This is a genomic window from Mycobacterium sp. ACS4054, assembly GCF_001667275.1.
Lineage (GTDB): Bacteria > Actinomycetota > Actinomycetes > Mycobacteriales > Mycobacteriaceae > Mycobacterium.
Genome location: NZ_LZHV01000070.1, coordinates 17,439 through 31,422 on the forward strand (window position 1 = coordinate 17,439; position 13,984 = coordinate 31,422).

At 70.8% G+C, this 13,984-nt stretch carries 16 protein-coding genes; 4 read left to right on the plus strand and 12 right to left on the minus strand.

The genetic code is table 11. The features are described 5' to 3' along the window. Positions 1–21 precede the first annotated feature (21 nt). The 3 genes from trpC to A5730_RS22010 all read right to left on the minus strand — a co-directional run bounded on the left by trpC (position 22) and on the right by A5730_RS22010 (position 3,149). A complete protein-coding gene (gene trpC / locus A5730_RS22000) occupies positions 22–840 on the minus strand; it encodes an indole-3-glycerol phosphate synthase TrpC (protein WP_055404126.1) in 819 nt (272 codons plus the stop codon). 94 nt (positions 841–934) lie between these two features. Then, positions 935–1,618, minus strand: a complete 684-nt coding sequence (locus A5730_RS22005) for a TIGR02234 family membrane protein (RefSeq protein WP_067905292.1) — start codon at positions 1,616–1,618, stop codon at positions 935–937. Further along, positions 1,611–3,149 carry an anthranilate synthase component I gene (locus A5730_RS22010; protein WP_067905294.1) on the minus strand — a complete coding sequence of 513 codons (1,539 nt, stop codon included), beginning with the start codon at positions 3,147–3,149 and terminating at the stop codon, positions 1,611–1,613. Before A5730_RS22010 ends, A5730_RS22005 begins: the two co-directional genes overlap by 8 nt. 53 nt (positions 3,150–3,202) lie before the next feature. Between A5730_RS22010 and A5730_RS22015 the strand changes: the two genes are divergently transcribed. Then, positions 3,203–3,673 (plus strand): peroxiredoxin, encoded by a 471-nt coding sequence (locus A5730_RS22015; protein ID WP_067905296.1) that lies wholly within the window; start codon positions 3,203–3,205, stop codon positions 3,671–3,673. Here A5730_RS22015 and A5730_RS22020 read toward each other — a convergent pair. Further along, positions 3,663–4,757, minus strand: coding sequence for a calcium:proton antiporter (locus tag A5730_RS22020; RefSeq protein ID WP_067905298.1), 1,095 nt, complete (start codon positions 4,755–4,757; stop codon positions 3,663–3,665). The two genes, A5730_RS22015 and A5730_RS22020, sit on opposite strands and share 11 nt — an antisense overlap. Before the next feature lie 266 nt (positions 4,758–5,023). Between A5730_RS22020 and A5730_RS22025 the strand changes: the two genes are divergently transcribed. Both A5730_RS22025 and A5730_RS22030 read left to right on the plus strand, forming a co-directional pair. Further along, positions 5,024–5,365, plus strand: coding sequence for a WhiB family transcriptional regulator (locus tag A5730_RS22025; RefSeq protein ID WP_067905301.1), 342 nt, complete (start codon positions 5,024–5,026; stop codon positions 5,363–5,365). Between the two features lie 122 nt (positions 5,366–5,487). Then, positions 5,488–7,005, plus strand: a complete 1,518-nt coding sequence (locus A5730_RS22030; RefSeq protein ID WP_067905303.1) for a serine/threonine-protein kinase — start codon at positions 5,488–5,490, stop codon at positions 7,003–7,005. On the opposite strand, the gene hisI is transcribed toward A5730_RS22030, so the two are convergent. The 8 genes from hisI to hisD are packed head-to-tail and all read right to left on the minus strand — an operon-like array spanning position 7,002 to position 13,361. Continuing rightward, positions 7,002–7,349, minus strand: a complete 348-nt coding sequence (gene hisI, locus A5730_RS22035) for a phosphoribosyl-AMP cyclohydrolase (protein WP_067905305.1) — start codon at positions 7,347–7,349, stop codon at positions 7,002–7,004. The genes A5730_RS22030 and hisI overlap by 4 nt on opposite strands. After that, positions 7,346–8,131, minus strand: a complete 786-nt coding sequence (gene hisF / locus A5730_RS22040; protein ID WP_067905307.1) for an imidazole glycerol phosphate synthase subunit HisF — start codon at positions 8,129–8,131, stop codon at positions 7,346–7,348. The genes hisI and hisF overlap by 4 nt, the downstream gene beginning before the upstream one ends. A gap of 1 nt (position 8,132) precedes the next feature. Continuing rightward, on the minus strand, positions 8,133–8,933 hold the full coding sequence (locus tag A5730_RS22045) for an inositol monophosphatase family protein (protein WP_067905309.1): 801 nt from the start codon (positions 8,931–8,933) through the stop codon (positions 8,133–8,135). Between the two features lie 7 nt (positions 8,934–8,940). Further along, a complete protein-coding gene (gene priA, locus A5730_RS22050; RefSeq protein ID WP_067905312.1) occupies positions 8,941–9,675 on the minus strand; it encodes a bifunctional 1-(5-phosphoribosyl)-5-((5-phosphoribosylamino)methylideneamino)imidazole-4-carboxamide isomerase/phosphoribosylanthranilate isomerase PriA in 735 nt (244 codons plus the stop codon). Then, positions 9,675–10,298 (minus strand): imidazole glycerol phosphate synthase subunit HisH, encoded by a 624-nt coding sequence (hisH, locus tag A5730_RS22055; RefSeq protein ID WP_067905314.1) that lies wholly within the window; start codon positions 10,296–10,298, stop codon positions 9,675–9,677. The genes priA and hisH overlap by 1 nt, the downstream gene beginning before the upstream one ends. After that, on the minus strand, positions 10,295–10,915 hold the full coding sequence (gene hisB, locus A5730_RS22060) for an imidazoleglycerol-phosphate dehydratase HisB (RefSeq protein ID WP_067905317.1): 621 nt from the start codon (positions 10,913–10,915) through the stop codon (positions 10,295–10,297). Before hisB ends, hisH begins: the two co-directional genes overlap by 4 nt. Beyond that, positions 10,912–12,048 carry a histidinol-phosphate transaminase gene (locus A5730_RS22065; protein WP_067905319.1) on the minus strand — a complete coding sequence of 379 codons (1,137 nt, stop codon included), beginning with the start codon at positions 12,046–12,048 and terminating at the stop codon, positions 10,912–10,914. Before A5730_RS22065 ends, hisB begins: the two co-directional genes overlap by 4 nt. Next, positions 12,045–13,361 carry a histidinol dehydrogenase gene (hisD, locus tag A5730_RS22070; RefSeq protein ID WP_156745895.1) on the minus strand — a complete coding sequence of 439 codons (1,317 nt, stop codon included), beginning with the start codon at positions 13,359–13,361 and terminating at the stop codon, positions 12,045–12,047. The genes A5730_RS22065 and hisD overlap by 4 nt, the downstream gene beginning before the upstream one ends. 105 nt (positions 13,362–13,466) lie before the next feature. Here hisD and A5730_RS22075 point away from each other — a divergent pair, with 105 nt between their 5' ends. Continuing rightward, the gene (locus tag A5730_RS22075) at positions 13,467–13,889 is read left to right on the plus strand and encodes a nitroreductase family deazaflavin-dependent oxidoreductase (RefSeq protein WP_055404207.1); all 423 of its coding nucleotides are present in this window, start codon (positions 13,467–13,469) and stop codon (positions 13,887–13,889) included. Positions 13,890–13,984 lie beyond the last annotated feature (95 nt).

Here is a 13,984-nt window from a genome sequence, read left to right on the forward strand (position 1 = left end):
GTGCTGCTCAAGACTCGACGACTAGCGTGAGGGTTTCGGACAGGACGGGTGGGTGCCCGCGGTCACCAGGTCGGCGACGGCGGCGCGCGGGTCACCGCTTTTGACCAGACCCTCGCCGACCAGAACGGCGTCCGCGCCGGCGCCGGCGTAGGCCAACAGATCCCCGGTGCCGCGGACACCGGACTCGGCGATCCTGATCACGTTGCTGGGCAGGCCCGGAGCGATGCGCGCAAAGCAATCCCGGTCGACCTCCAAGGTGGCGAGATCGCGCGCGTTGACACCGATTACGTTGGCCCCGGCCTTCAGCGCCCGGTCGGCCTCTTCCTCGGTGTGCACCTCGACAAGGGCTGTCATGCCCAGTGATTCGGTGCGGTCCAGCATCGACACCAGGGCCGACTGGTCCAGCGCGGCGACGATCAGCAACAACATGTCGGCGCCGTGCGCGCGGGCCTCGTGGATCTGATACGGCTGGACCACAAAGTCCTTGCGCAACACCGGTATCGAGACCGCGGCGCGAACCGCGTCGAGGTCGTCGAGCGATCCGTGGAACCGCCGCTCCTCGGTCAGGACGCTGATGATGCGGGCCCCGCCATCCTCGTACGCGCGAGCCAATTTCGCCGGATCGGCAATGGTCGCCAGGGAACCCGCGGACGGGCTGGCCCGCTTGACTTCCGCGATAACACCGATGCCCGGCTCGCGCAGGGCGGCCATCACGTCGCGCGGCGGCGGCGCCGCGGCGGCGGCGGCCTTGATTTCGGACAGGCTGATGAGCGCTTCGCGCGCGGCGACGTCGGCCCGGACTCCCTCGAGGATGGAGTCAAGCACGGTAGCCGGACTCATGCCTGTTGCTTCCCTTCCGCGGTCACCCATCGTCAATCTGATAGCCGATTGCGACGACGTGAATGAAGGGTAGCGGCACTCGGCTTGCGGCCCGTCACCGACCCTCGGTGTCCGACTTGCGATCGGTCGGGTCCCCCGTCGGGTCGGCGCCCTCGTCAAGCGCGTCCCAGATCATCCGCTCCGACATTTCCGGCGTCTCCGGCTGCTCCAGCATCGCCCCGTCACCCTCGTCGCGTAGCACATTTGAGCGGCGCGTCGCCGGCGCCGCATACTTTTCCGCGCTCAACCGGGCCGACCCGGAGTCTCCGGCCGACCGCAACAGCAGCACCGCCGCGACCAGGGTGCACACCGCGGCCGCCACCGCGATGCCCGCGCCCCAGTACCGGCGTTCGCTGCCCACCAGCGACATCACCGCGACGTGCGCCAGGTCGGCCCCGCGCACCGCGACGTCGGGCAGCGCCCACAAACTGACCCCGAGATATCCAACCGCCAGGCTGGCCAGCGCCAGCAGCCCGGCCAGCACCCGCAGCTGCCAGCCGCGCACCGCGATCGCCGCCACGGCCGTCGCGAGCATCAGCACCGCCAGCGGCACCAGCGCCGTCGACCAGGTCGCACCGGACAGCGTCACCTCGCGCGGCGGTCCCAGCCCGTCGAACGACCGGATCACCACCCACGGCAGCCGCGAGGCCGCCCATAACGCCGCCGCGGACAGCACCAGCAACACCTGCGCCACCCGGACGGCCAACCGGGCCCGCCGATTCGGCCGCGCCTCAGTCATGGTGACCGGTGTCGGGCGCGGTCAGGGTCTCGGCGGCGGCGATCGCGTTGAGCACGGCGCGCGCCTTGTTGGACGCCTCGGTGTACTCGTACGGACCGTTGGAGTCGGCCACCACACCGCCGCCGGCCTGCACATAGGCGGTGCCGTCGCGCATCAGCGCGGTGCGGATGGCGATCGCGAAGTCGGCGTTGCCGGCGAAGTCGAGGTAGCCGACCACGCCGCCATAGAGGCCGCGGCGCGTCTTCTCCACCTCCTCGATCAGCTCCATGGCGCGCACCTTCGGCGCGCCCGACAGCGTGCCGGCCGGGAAGCAGGCCGTCACGGCGTCCAGGGCGGTCCGGCCCTCGGCGAGCATCCCCGTCACCGTCGACACCAGGTGCATCACGTGGCTGTAGCGCTCGATGTGGCTGTAGTCCTCGACGCGCACGGTGCCGGGCGCGCAGACCCGGCCAAGGTCGTTGCGGCCCAAGTCAACCAGCATCAGGTGCTCGGCCCGCTCCTTCTCGTCGGCCAGCAGCTCCTTCTCCAGCAGCTGGTCCTCCTCGTCGGTCTGCCCGCGCCACCGGGTTCCGGCGATCGGATGCGTCATCGCCCAGCCGTCGTTTACGGTCACCAGCGCCTCCGGGCTGGAGCCCACCACCGAAAAGTCGATTCCCCCAGCGCCGTTCGGGACATGCATCAGGTACATGTAGGGGCTGGGGTTGGTGACGCGCAGCATCCGGTACACGTCGATCGGGTCGACGTCGGTGTCCATCTCGAAGCGCTGGGACGGCACCACCTGGAAGGCCTCGCCGGCGGCGATCTGCTCGACGAGGTAGTCGACGATCTTGCCGTACTCCTCGACGCTGCGCTGCGCGCGATAGCGCGGCTCGGGCCGGTCGAACGTGCCGACCGTGGACGGTAGCGGCTGGCCGAGCGCCGCGGTCATCACGTCCAGGCGGGCGACCGCGTCGTCGTAGGCCTCGTCGACCCGCTCGTCGGTGCCGTTCCAGTTCACCGCGTTGGCGATCAGCGTGATGGTGCCCTCGTGGTGGTCGACGGCGGCCACGTCGGTGGCGAGCAGCAAAAGCATGTCCGGCAGCTGCAGGTCGTCGACGGCCAGCTCGGGCAGGCGCTCCAGGCGCCGCACCATGTCGTAGGCGAACAACCCGACCATGCCCCCCGACAGCGGCGGCAGCCCCGGCAGCGCCGCGGTGGCCAGCAGCTCGAGGGTGGCCCGCAGCGCGTGCAGCGGGTCGCCGCCGGTGGGCGCGTCCTGCGGCACCGCGCCGAGCCAGACCGCTTCGCCGTCACGGACGGTCAGCGCCGACGGCGCCCCGGCACCGATGAACGACCAACGCGACCAGGATCGGCCGTGCTCGGCGGATTCCAGCAGGAACGTGCCCGGGCGATTGGCGGCGAGCTTGCGGTAGGCCGACAGCGGCGTCTCGCTGTCGGCCAGCACCTTGCGGGTCACCGGAACCACCCGATGCTCGGCGGCGAGCTGGCGGAAGTCCTCTCGTGAGGTCGTCGCGGCGAGGTGGGCGTGCACCGAACCATCCTCGCAGATGGGCCGCTTAGGCCATGCGGCGTAGCCTGACGCCCATGAAAACTGGTGACACCGTCGCGGACTTCGAACTTCCCGATCAGACGGGAACGCCCCGCAAGCTCAGCGACCTGCTTGCCGGCGGGCCGGTGGTGCTGTTCTTCTATCCCGCCGCGATGACGCCCGGCTGCACCAAGGAGGCCTGCCACTTCCGGGACCTGGCCGCCGAATTCGCCGCCGTGGGCGCCAACCGGGTGGGCATCAGCGCCGATCCGGTGCAGAAGCAGGCCAAGTTCGCCGACATGCAGAAGTTCGACTATCCGCTGCTGTCGGACACCGAGGGCACCGTCGCCACGCAGTTCGGTGTCAAGCGCGGCCTGCTCGGCAAGCTGCTGCCGGTCAAGCGCACGACCTTCGTCATCGACACCGATCGCACCGTGCTCAACGTGATTTCCAGCGAGTTCAGCATGGACACCCACGCCGACAAGGCGCTCGAGACGCTGCGCGGCCGGTCGGCGCCTACGGGCTGATCGCCAGGAACACGTACGCGGCGAGCAGCACCAGATGCAGCTCGCCCTGCAGCCGGGTGGCGCGCCCGGGAACGACCGTCAGCATGCTGATCACGACGGTCAGCGCCAGCAGCACCAGCTGAATGGGGCCCAGGCCGAGCACCAGTGGCCCCTTGAGCCAGATGGACGCCAGCGCGATCACCGGGATGGTGAGCCCGATGCTGGCCATCGCCGAGCCGTACGCCAGGTTGAGGCTGGTCTGGATGCGGCCCTGGCGCGCGGCGCGCGCGGCCGCCAGGGTCTCCGGCAGCAGCACCAGCGCGGCGATCACCACGCCGACGAAGGACTGCGGAAACCCGACGGCGGTCACCGCGCGCTCGACGGCCGGCGATTCCTCCTCGGCCAGCCCCACCACCGCGACGAGCGCCACCAGCAGCAGCCCCAGGCTGCCCAGGGCGGCGCCGCGGCCCGGCGGTTCGGCGTGACTCTCGTCCTCGAACAGCCGCTTGCGCTGGCCCTTCTGGGCGATCGGCAGGAAAAAGTCGCGGTGGCGCACCGTCTGCGTGAAGACGAACACCAGGTACACCAGCAGCGACGCGACCGCCGCGAATGCCAGCTGGCCCGGCGAGAACTCCTTGCCCACTTGGCTGGTGGTGAACGCGGGCAGCACCAGGCTCAGCGTCGCCAGCGTGGTGACCGTGGCCAGCGCGGCGCCACTGCCCTCGGCGTTGAACAGCGTGACGCCGTAGCGGCGGGAGCCGAGCAGCAGCGACAACCCCGCGATGCCGTTGGTGGTGATCATCGCCGCCGCGAACACGGTGTCCCTGGCCAGCGTCGCGGCCTCGTTGCCCCCGGACGCCATCAGCGAGACGATCAGCGCCACCTCGATCACCGTCACCGCCGCCGCGAGCACCAGCGAGCCGAACGGCTCTCCGACCCGGGCCGCGACCACCTCCGCGTGATGCACGGCGGCCAGGACGGCGCCGATGAGCAATGCCGCCGCCAGCGCGACCAGCGTCGGGCCCAGCTTCTCGCCCCAGATCACGGCCAGCACGGCGACGGCAAGCAGCGGCACGACCGCGGTCCACGACACCCGACTCAACATCGACCGCCATTCTCATCGAAGGCACCCGATCGGTCGACTTCGGACTTCGCCCCGGCGCGCCGACCCGCGCGGGACGCCCTTGAGCCCAAAGTCCTCGGACGTCTGCGACAAAAGCCCCTAACGCTTGCCCGCCGGCGTTTCATACGGTCACAACATTCGCCTCGGCACTACTCGGGCTCGGCCGGAACGAAGTCAAAACACGCATATCCGGACGCTGAGCTATCAGCGTGGCCGTAGCACAGGGGGAAGCAGTGTTAGCTGCCCGAATGACCGCAGAAAGCGGCGCCAGCAACCCGATTCGAGACCATCTCCGCAGTGTGCAGTCGGAGGAACGCGACGCCTGGGTTTCCAAAGCACTATGTCGCACCGGCGACCCGGATGGGTTGTTCGTTCGCGGCGCCGCCCAGAGAAGAGCCGCGGCGATCTGCCGGCACTGCCCGGTGATCCTGGAATGCGGCGCCGAAGCGCTCGACAACCGGCTCGAGTGGGGTGTCTGGGGCGGGATGACCGAACGGCAGCGACGTGCCCTGCTCAGGCAGCACTCCGACGTGGTGTCGTGGACCGACTTCCTGGCCGCATCCCGGCGGCGGCGTCGCACCGCGATTTAGATGCCGGTGGTGGGGCCGGCTTCTCGCCCCAAATCACGGCCGGCACGGCAACGGCAAGCAGCGGCCCGATCGCGGTCCCGAATTACCGGCCCGTGCAACGGCGGTCTCAGTAGCATGCTCACATGCCGAAGACCGAGGGCCTCCAGGAAGGAGAGGTGTTCGCCGGTTACACGATCGTGCGGCGCCTGGGGGCCGGCGGCATGGGGCAGGTGTATCTCGCACAGCACCCGAGGCTGCCCCGCCGCGACGCGCTCAAGGTCCTGCCCGGCGAGCTGACCGAGAACGACGAATTCCGCCAGCGCTTCAACCGCGAGGCCGATCTGGCCGCGAACCTGTACAACGAGCACATCGTCGGAATCCACGACCGCGGGGAATACGAAGGGCAACTGTGGATTTCGATGGACTACGTCGAGGGGACCGACGCCGCACAGCTGCTGCGCGAGCAGTATCCGGCCGGCATGCCCGCGGCCCACGTCGTCGAGATCGTCTCCGCGGTGGCCGATGCGCTGGATTACGCGCACGCCCGCGGACTGCTGCATCGTGACGTCAAGCCCGCCAACATCCTGCTGGGCTCCCCGCAGGCCAACAGGCGCCGGATCCTGCTCGCCGATTTCGGAATCGCCCGCGAGCTGGACGAGATCAGCGGGCTCACGGCGACGAACATGTTGGTGGGCACCACCGCCTACTGCTCCCCCGAGCAACTGCAGGGCGCGGAGCTGGACGCCAGCACCGACCAATACGCGCTGGGTTGCACCGCGAACAACCTGCTGACCGGCACGGCGCCGTTCCACCACTCCAATCCCGCGGTGGTCATCAGCCAGCACCTGTCCGCGCCGCCGCCGCGCCTCAGCCAGTCGCGGCCCGACCTGGCCGCGCTCGACCCGGTCATCGCGAAGGTCCTCGCCAAGCACCCGAGCGAGCGGTACGCCAGCTGCGCGGATTTCGCCGCCGCGCTAGCCGGGCGCCTCGACGGCGCGGGACGCACCGAAGTCATCGCGGCGCCCACCGAAGTCGTCGCGTCAACGCCCGACGTCAGCGCCCCCCAGCACGAAACCCCTTCCGCACCAATGGAACCCGCGCCGTCGCCGCCGCGGGGCGGCCGGTCGGGTTCGACGACACTGGTGGCGGCACTGATCGCCATCGCGTTGGTCGGAATCGCCGCCGTCGTCGGCATCCTGCTGGTTCGCGGCCACGCCAACCAGCCGACCACGAATGCCCCTCCGACGTCGACGGCCCCGCCGGCTCCGGCCCCCGCGCTCAAGCTGTCGGGGCAGCTCACCGATCGGGCGGGCGTGCTCGGCCCGCTCGAATCCGACGCGGTGAACCGGGCGCTGACCAAGCTCTACGACGGGCGGGGCACCCGGCTCTGGGTGGTCTACGTCAACGACTTCGGCGGCCGCAAACCCTTCCGGTGGGCCGAGGACGCCATGCGCGCCAACGGTTTCACCGACAGCGATGCCATCCTGGCCGTCGCCACCGGGGAGTCGACGTTCTCGTTTCGCGTGCCGGACGCGGTGGTCAACAGGACGGCCATCGACGTCGAACTGATCCGCCGTCGCATCGAGCCCGCCGTGGCGCGGCACGAGTGGGCCCGCGCCGCGATCGCCGCGGCCAACGGGCTGGACTCGGCGCCGGGCTAGGCCTCGGGTCGCAGCAGCACATCGGCGTCGAAGCAGCTGTGGTCGCCGGTGTGGCAGGCGCCGCCGACCTGGTCGACCGTCAGCAGCACGGCATCGCCGTCGCAGTCCAGTCGCACCGAGTGCACGTATTGGGTGTGCCCCGACGTCGCCCCCTTGACCCACTGCTGGCCGCGAGACCGCGAAAAGTACGTCGCCTCACGGGTTTCCAGCGTGCGTTCCAGCGCGGCGTCGTCCATCCAGGCGACCATCAGCACGTTGCCGGTGCCGCGCTCCTGCACCACGGCGGTGAACAGGCCGTCGGCGTTGCGCTTCAGCCGGGCGGCGATCTGCGGGTCGAGCGTCATCGCACGGTGATCCCTTCCGCCGCCATGGCCGCCTTGACCTGCCCGATGGTCAACTCGCGGAAGTGAAAGACGCTGGCCGCCAACACCGCATCGGCGCCGGCGGCGACGGCGGGTGCGAAGTGTTCGATGGCCCCGGCGCCGCCGCTCGCGATCACCGGCACCGTGACCGCCGAACGCACCGCTTTGAGCATCGGCAGATCGAACCCGGCCTTGGTGCCGTCGGCGTCCATCGAGTTCAACAGAATCTCACCCACCCCGAGATCGGCGCCGCGCGAGGCCCATTCGACGGCGTCGATCCCCGTCCCACGGCGCCCGCCGTGGGTGGTGACCTCCCAGCCCGACGGTGTCGGGGGCGAGTCGGGCGGCACCGTGCGGGCGTCCACGGACAGCACGATGCATTGCGACCCGAACTGCCTTGCCATTTCCTCGAGCAGGTCGGGCCGGGCGATGGCGGCGGTGTTGATCGAGACCTTGTCGGCCCCGGCGCGCAGCAACACGTCGACGTCGGCCACCGTGCGTACCCCGCCGCCGACGGTCAGCGGGATGAACACCTGCTCGGCCGTGCGCCGCACGACGTCCAGCATGGTCGATCGCTCTGACGACGACGCGGTCACGTCGAGAAACGTGAGCTCGTCGGCGCCCTCGGCGTCATAGGCCGCGGCGAGCTCGACGGGATCGCCCGCGTCGCGCAGGTTTTCGAAGTTGACGCCCTTCACCACCCGGCCGGCGTCGACATCCAGGCACGGGATCACCCGCACCGCAAGACCATTGCCGGCGGACACGTCAGTAGTCCTCCGGCCGGCCGGTGCCGCGCAGCAATTCGAGTATCTCGGCGTGCGCGGCGGGCCCCGCGGCCAGCGCCGAGTCGGACGCGGGCGTCCACGGTTCGCCGTGGATGTCGGTGACTACGCCCCCGGCCGCCCGGACCAGCGCGACCCCGGCGGCGTGATCCCACACGTGCCCGCCGAAACTGATCGAGGCGCCGAGGATGCCGTCGGCCACGTAGGCCAGGTCCAGGCCGGTCGAACCGTGCATGCGCAACCGCGACGAGACCCGGCTGAGGTTCTCCAGCACCGCGATCCGGTACCGCCCGGGGAACCGGCCCCGCGCGTCGGCGCTGAACGAGCCGGCGCCGACGAGCGCGTCGGACAGGTCGACGGGGGCCAGGGGCGGTTGCGCCGCACCGTTTTTCATCAGGGGGCCGCCCACCACCGCCGTGTAGCGCTGATCCACGAACGGCAGCCAGGTCAGCCCGGCCACCGGATCGCCGTTGTGCAGCAGGCCCAGCAAGATCCCGGCCATCGGCGACCCGGCCGCGTAGTTGAATGTGCCGTCCACCGGATCGAGCACCCACACCCATTCCGAGTCGACGTCGGCCCCGCCGTATTCCTCGCCGTGCACACCGATCCCGGTGGTCTCCTCCAGCGCGCCGACCACCTGCCGCTCGATCGCCAGATCCACGTCGGTGGCGAAGTCGTTGCCCTTCTTCTGCACCGCCGAATCGGCGCGGTGGCCGGCGACGAACGGCTCGGTGGCGTCGTCGAGGATCGCCGAGGCCTTGGCCACCAACGCGTCCAGGTCCATCGCGGCCCTACCCGGCCACCGCGGCCAGCGCCTGCGGCAGCGTGAACCGCCCGGCGTAGAGGGCCTTTCCGACGATGGCGCCTTCCACCCCGTGTTCGGTCAGGGTGGCGATGGCGCGCAGGTCGTCCAGGCTGGACACCCCGCCGGAGGCGATCACCGGCGCTTCGGTCCGGTCGGCGACGGCGGCCAGCAGGTCGAGGTTGGGGCCGCCGAGCGTGCCGTCCTTGGTGACGTCGGTGACGACGAACCGCGAACACCCCTCGCCGTCAAGGCGTTCCAGCACTTCCCACAGGTCGCCACCGTCGGTCTCCCAGCCGCGCCCGCGCAGCCGGTGCTGCCCGTCGATGATCTGCACGTCCAGCCCGACGGCGACCTTGTCGCCGTGTTCGGCGATCGCCCGCGCGCACCACTGCGGGTTCTCCAGCGCCGCGGTGCCCAGGTTGACCCGCGTGCAGCCGGTGGCCAGCGCCGCGCCCAGGGAGTCGTCGTCGCGGATGCCGCCGGACAGCTCCACGTTCACGTCGAGCTTGCCGACCACCTCGGCCAGCAGCTCGCGGTTCGAGCCGCGCCCGAACGCCGCGTCCAGGTCCACCAGGTGGATCCACTCGGCGCCGTCGCGCTGCCAGCCCAGGGCGGCGTCCAGCGCCGAGCCGTACTCGGTTTCGCTGCCGGCCTTGCCTTGGACCAGCCGGACGGCGCGGCCGTCGACCACGTCGACCGCGGGTAGCAGAATCAGCGGCATTACGACAGTCCCTCAATCCAGTTGCGCAGCACGGCCGCACCGGCGTCGCCGCTCTTCTCCGGGTGAAATTGGGTGGCCGACAACGGCCCTAGCTCGACCGCGGCCAGGAACGGCACCTGGTGGGTGGCCCAGGTGAGCACGGCCTCGGGCGATCCCTCCCAGCGCTGCGCCGCGTAGGAGTGCACGAAGTAGAACCGGGTGTCGGCGTCCAGCCCCTTGAACAGGGTGGTCCCCGCGCCGGCGTCGACCACGTTCCAGCCCATGTGCGGAATCACCGGGGCGTCCAGCCGGGTGACCGCGCCCGGCCACTGGCCGCAACCCGTTGTCCGCACACCGAATTCGACGCCGGTGGCGAACAGGATCTGCATGCCGACGCAGACCCCGAGCACCGGGTGCCCGGCGGCCACCCGGTCGGCGATGATGCGGTCTCCCCCGACCTTGCGCAGGCCGGTCATGCACGCCTCGAAGGCACCGACGCCGGGCACCACGAGGCCGTCAGCGGCCGCCGCGGCGTCGGCGTCGGCGGTCACCTCGACCGATGCGCCCGCCCGCTGCAGCGCACGCTGGGCCGACCGTAGGTTGCCCGAGCCGTAATCCAGTACGACGACGGATGGTGTTGTCACAGAACACCTTTGGTGGACGGCACGTCCGACACCCGCGGATCCGGCTCGACGGCCTGGCGCAACGCGCGAGCGACGGCCTTGTACTGCGCCTCGGTGATGTGGTGCGGGTCGCGCCCGTACAGAACGCGCACGTGCAGCGCGATACGGGCGTTCATCGCCAGCGACTCGAACACGTGCCGGTTGATGACGGTGTGGTAGGGCACCGAGCTGCCGGCGATGGTGGTGTGCCGCAGGTGATCCGGCTCGCCGGTGTGCACGCAGTAGGGCCGGCCGGACACGTCGACGATGGCGTGGGCCAGCGTCTCGTCCATCGGGATGAAGGCGTCGCCGAACCGCCGGATGCCCTTCTTGTCGCCGAGGGCCTGCCCCAGCGCCTGGCCGAGCGCGATCGCGGTGTCCTCGATGGTGTGGTGCCCCTCGATCTCGACGTCACCCTGGGTGCGCACGCTGAGGTCGAAGCTGGCGTGGGTGCCCAACGCCGTCAGCATGTGGTCGTAGAACGGCACGCCGGTGTCGACGTGGACCTGGCCGGTGCCGTCGAGATCCAGCTCGATGACGATGTCGGATTCCTTGGTGCGGCGCTCGATACGCGCGCGCCGCGTCGCAATGGTGGTCACGGGGCTCCTACGGGGGTGGCTGGGGCGAGTTCGGTGGCGGCGATCGGGGCGCTGGCCCGCAGGAACGCGTCGTTCTCCTCGGCGAGTCCGGTCGTGGCGCGCAGATAGCCGGGGATCCCGACGTCGCGGATCAGGATGCCGGCGTCCAGGTAGCGCCGCCAGGCTGCGGGAGCGTCGGCGAACTGCCCGAACAGCACGAAGTTCGCATCGCTGGGGATCACCCGAAAACCCATGCGGGTCAGGGCGGTCGAGACGCGTTCGCGTTCGGCGATCAGCGCCGCGACGCTGCTCAGGGTGTCGTCGGCGTGCCGCAGCGCGGCCCGCGCCGCCGCCTGGGTGACCGACGACAGGTGGTACGGCAGCCGCACCAGCAGCATCGCGTCGATCACCGCGGGCGTGGCGATCAGGTACCCGAGCCGCCCGCCGGCGAAGGCGAACGCCTTGCTCATGGTGCGGGTGACGATGAGCTTGGTCGGATATTCCCGCACCAGCCCCACGGCGCTGGGCTGCGAGGAGAACTCACCGTAGGCCTCGTCGACGATCAGGATGCCGGGCACCGCGTCGAGCAGCCGGCGCAGATCGGGCAGCGAAACGCTTTGCCCGGACGGGTTGTTGGGGCTGGCGATGAAGACCACGTCGGGCCGGCGCTCGGTGACGGCGGCGACGGCGGCGTTCACGTCGAGGCTGAAGTCGTCGGCGCGCACCCCCTCCAGCCATTCCGTGCGGGTGGCGTCGGAGATGATCGGGTGCATCGAGTAGGACGGGACGAACCCGATCGCGCTGCGCCCGGGGCCGCCGAACGCCTGCAGCAGCTGTTGCAGGATCTCGTTGGATCCGTTTGCCGCCCAAACGTTTTCCATCCCGAGCCGCACCCCGGTCTGCGCGGTGAGATAAGCGGCCAGGTCGCGACGCAGGTCCACGGCGTCGCGATCCGGGTAGCGGTGCAGGTCCGCGGCCGCCTCGGCCACCGACCGCACCACGTCGTCCACCAGCGCCCGGCTGGGCGGGTGCGGGTTCTCGTTGGTGTTCAGCCGCACCGGGACCGCCAATTGCGGTGCGCCGTAGGGTGTTTTGCCGCGCAGGTCGTCGCGCAGCGGCAGGTCCTCTAGGGTGGGGTTCTCCGGCGCGGTCATCGCTCGAACCTCCGCCGGATCGCCTCGCCGTGCGCCGGCAGGTCTTCGGCCTCGGCCAGCGTGACCACGTGGCCCGAGACGTCCTTGAGCGCGGCCTCGGTGTAGTCGACGACGTGGATGCCGCGCAGGAAGGTCTGCACGGACAGGCCGCTGGAGTGGCGGGCGGAGCCCGCGGTCGGCAGCACGTGGTTGGATCCGGCGCAGTAGTCGCCGAGGCTCACCGGCGAGTAGGGCCCGACGAAAATCGCTCCGGCCGAACGGATTCGGGCGGCCACCTGCGGCGCGTCGGCGGTCTGGATCTCCAGGTGCTCGGCGGCGTAGGCGTTGACCACCCGCACCCCCGCGTCCAGGTCGTCGACCAGGATGATCGCCGACTGGCGGCCACCGAGCGCGGCGGCCACCCGGTCGCGGTGCACGGTGGTGCGCAGCTGTTCTGCCACCTCGGCGGCGGTGGCGTCGGCCAGGTCGGCACTCGGGGTGACCAGCACGCTGCCCGCCATCTCGTCGTGCTCGGCCTGGCTGATCAGGTCGGCGGCCACGTGCGCCGGATCGGCGGTGTGGTCGGCGAGGATGGCGATCTCGGTGGGGCCGGCCTCGGCGTCGATGCCCACCCGCGAGCGGCAGAGCCGCTTGGCGGCGGTGACGTAGATGTTGCCGGGGCCGGTGATCATGTCGACCGGCGCCAGCTCGGCGCTATCGGTGTCGGTGCCGCCGTAGGCCAGCAGCGCCACCGCCTGCGCGCCGCCGACGGCCCACACCTCGTCGACCCCGAGCAGCCGGGCGGCCGCCAGGATGGTCGGGTGCGGCAGGCCGTCATAGCGGGCCTGCGGCGGGCTGGCCACCACCAGCGAGCCGACGCCGGCGGTCTGCGCCGGCACCACGTTCATCACCACGCTGGACGGGTAGACGGCGTTGCCGCCGGGCACGTACAGGCCGACCCGCTCGACCGGGACCCACCGCTCGGTCACCGTCGCGCCGGGGCCGAGGGTGGTGGTGACGTCGGCGCGCCGCTGGTCGGCGTGCACGGCGCGGGCGCGCTCGATCATCACCCGCAGGGCGTCGACGACGTCGGGGTCCAACCCGGCCAGCGCGGCCTCGAGCGCCGCCTCGGGCACCCGGACGGACGCGGGCCGTACCCCGTCGAACGACTCCCCGAACTCCAGCGCCGCCTCGGCGCCGCGTTCGGCCACGGCCTGCACGATCGGCCGCACCTTGGGCAGCACGCTTTCCACGTCCGCACCGCCGCGCGGCAGCGCGGTCCGCAGGCGGGCAGCCGTCAGCTCGACGCCCCGCAGGTCGATGCGGGCCATCACGGGCGCGGAACCGGTACTCATCGCCTCCATTGTCCCAGAGCAACTCAAGTCGATATCCGACCGGTACAGTGCCGATCAAAGGCCCACACAACGCAGGGAGCCGTCATGTCCGCGAAGGATCACCCCAACAACGCCCCGGGCGTCCCCATGGTGTTCCCGCCCTGGTTCGAGCGTTTCCAGATCAAGTATTTCAACCCGGCGGTCAAGCCGATCGCCCGCTTTCTGCCCGGGACCGCGACCATCAAGCACCGTGGCCGCACCTCCGGCACGCCGTACGAGACGATCATCACCCCCTACCGCAAGGGCAACGTCCTGGCGATCGCGCTGGGCCACGGCAAGACCAACTGGGTCAAGAACGTGCTGGCGGCCGGCGAGGCCGACGTCCAATTCGGCCGCAACCGCGTGGTGCACATCACCAACCCGCGCATCCTGCCGGCCGGCACCGAGGGTCCCGACGCCGAGCGCCTGCCGCGGATGGCCCGCATGCAGCTGCGCCGGATCGGCGTGTTCGTCGGCGACATCGCCTGACTTCGCCTGCACGGCTTCCCGCGTGCGCTGACGGCTTCCCGCGTGCGCTGACGGCGGGATTTCCGCGATTTTCCCGCCCTGGGCGCACACTCAAC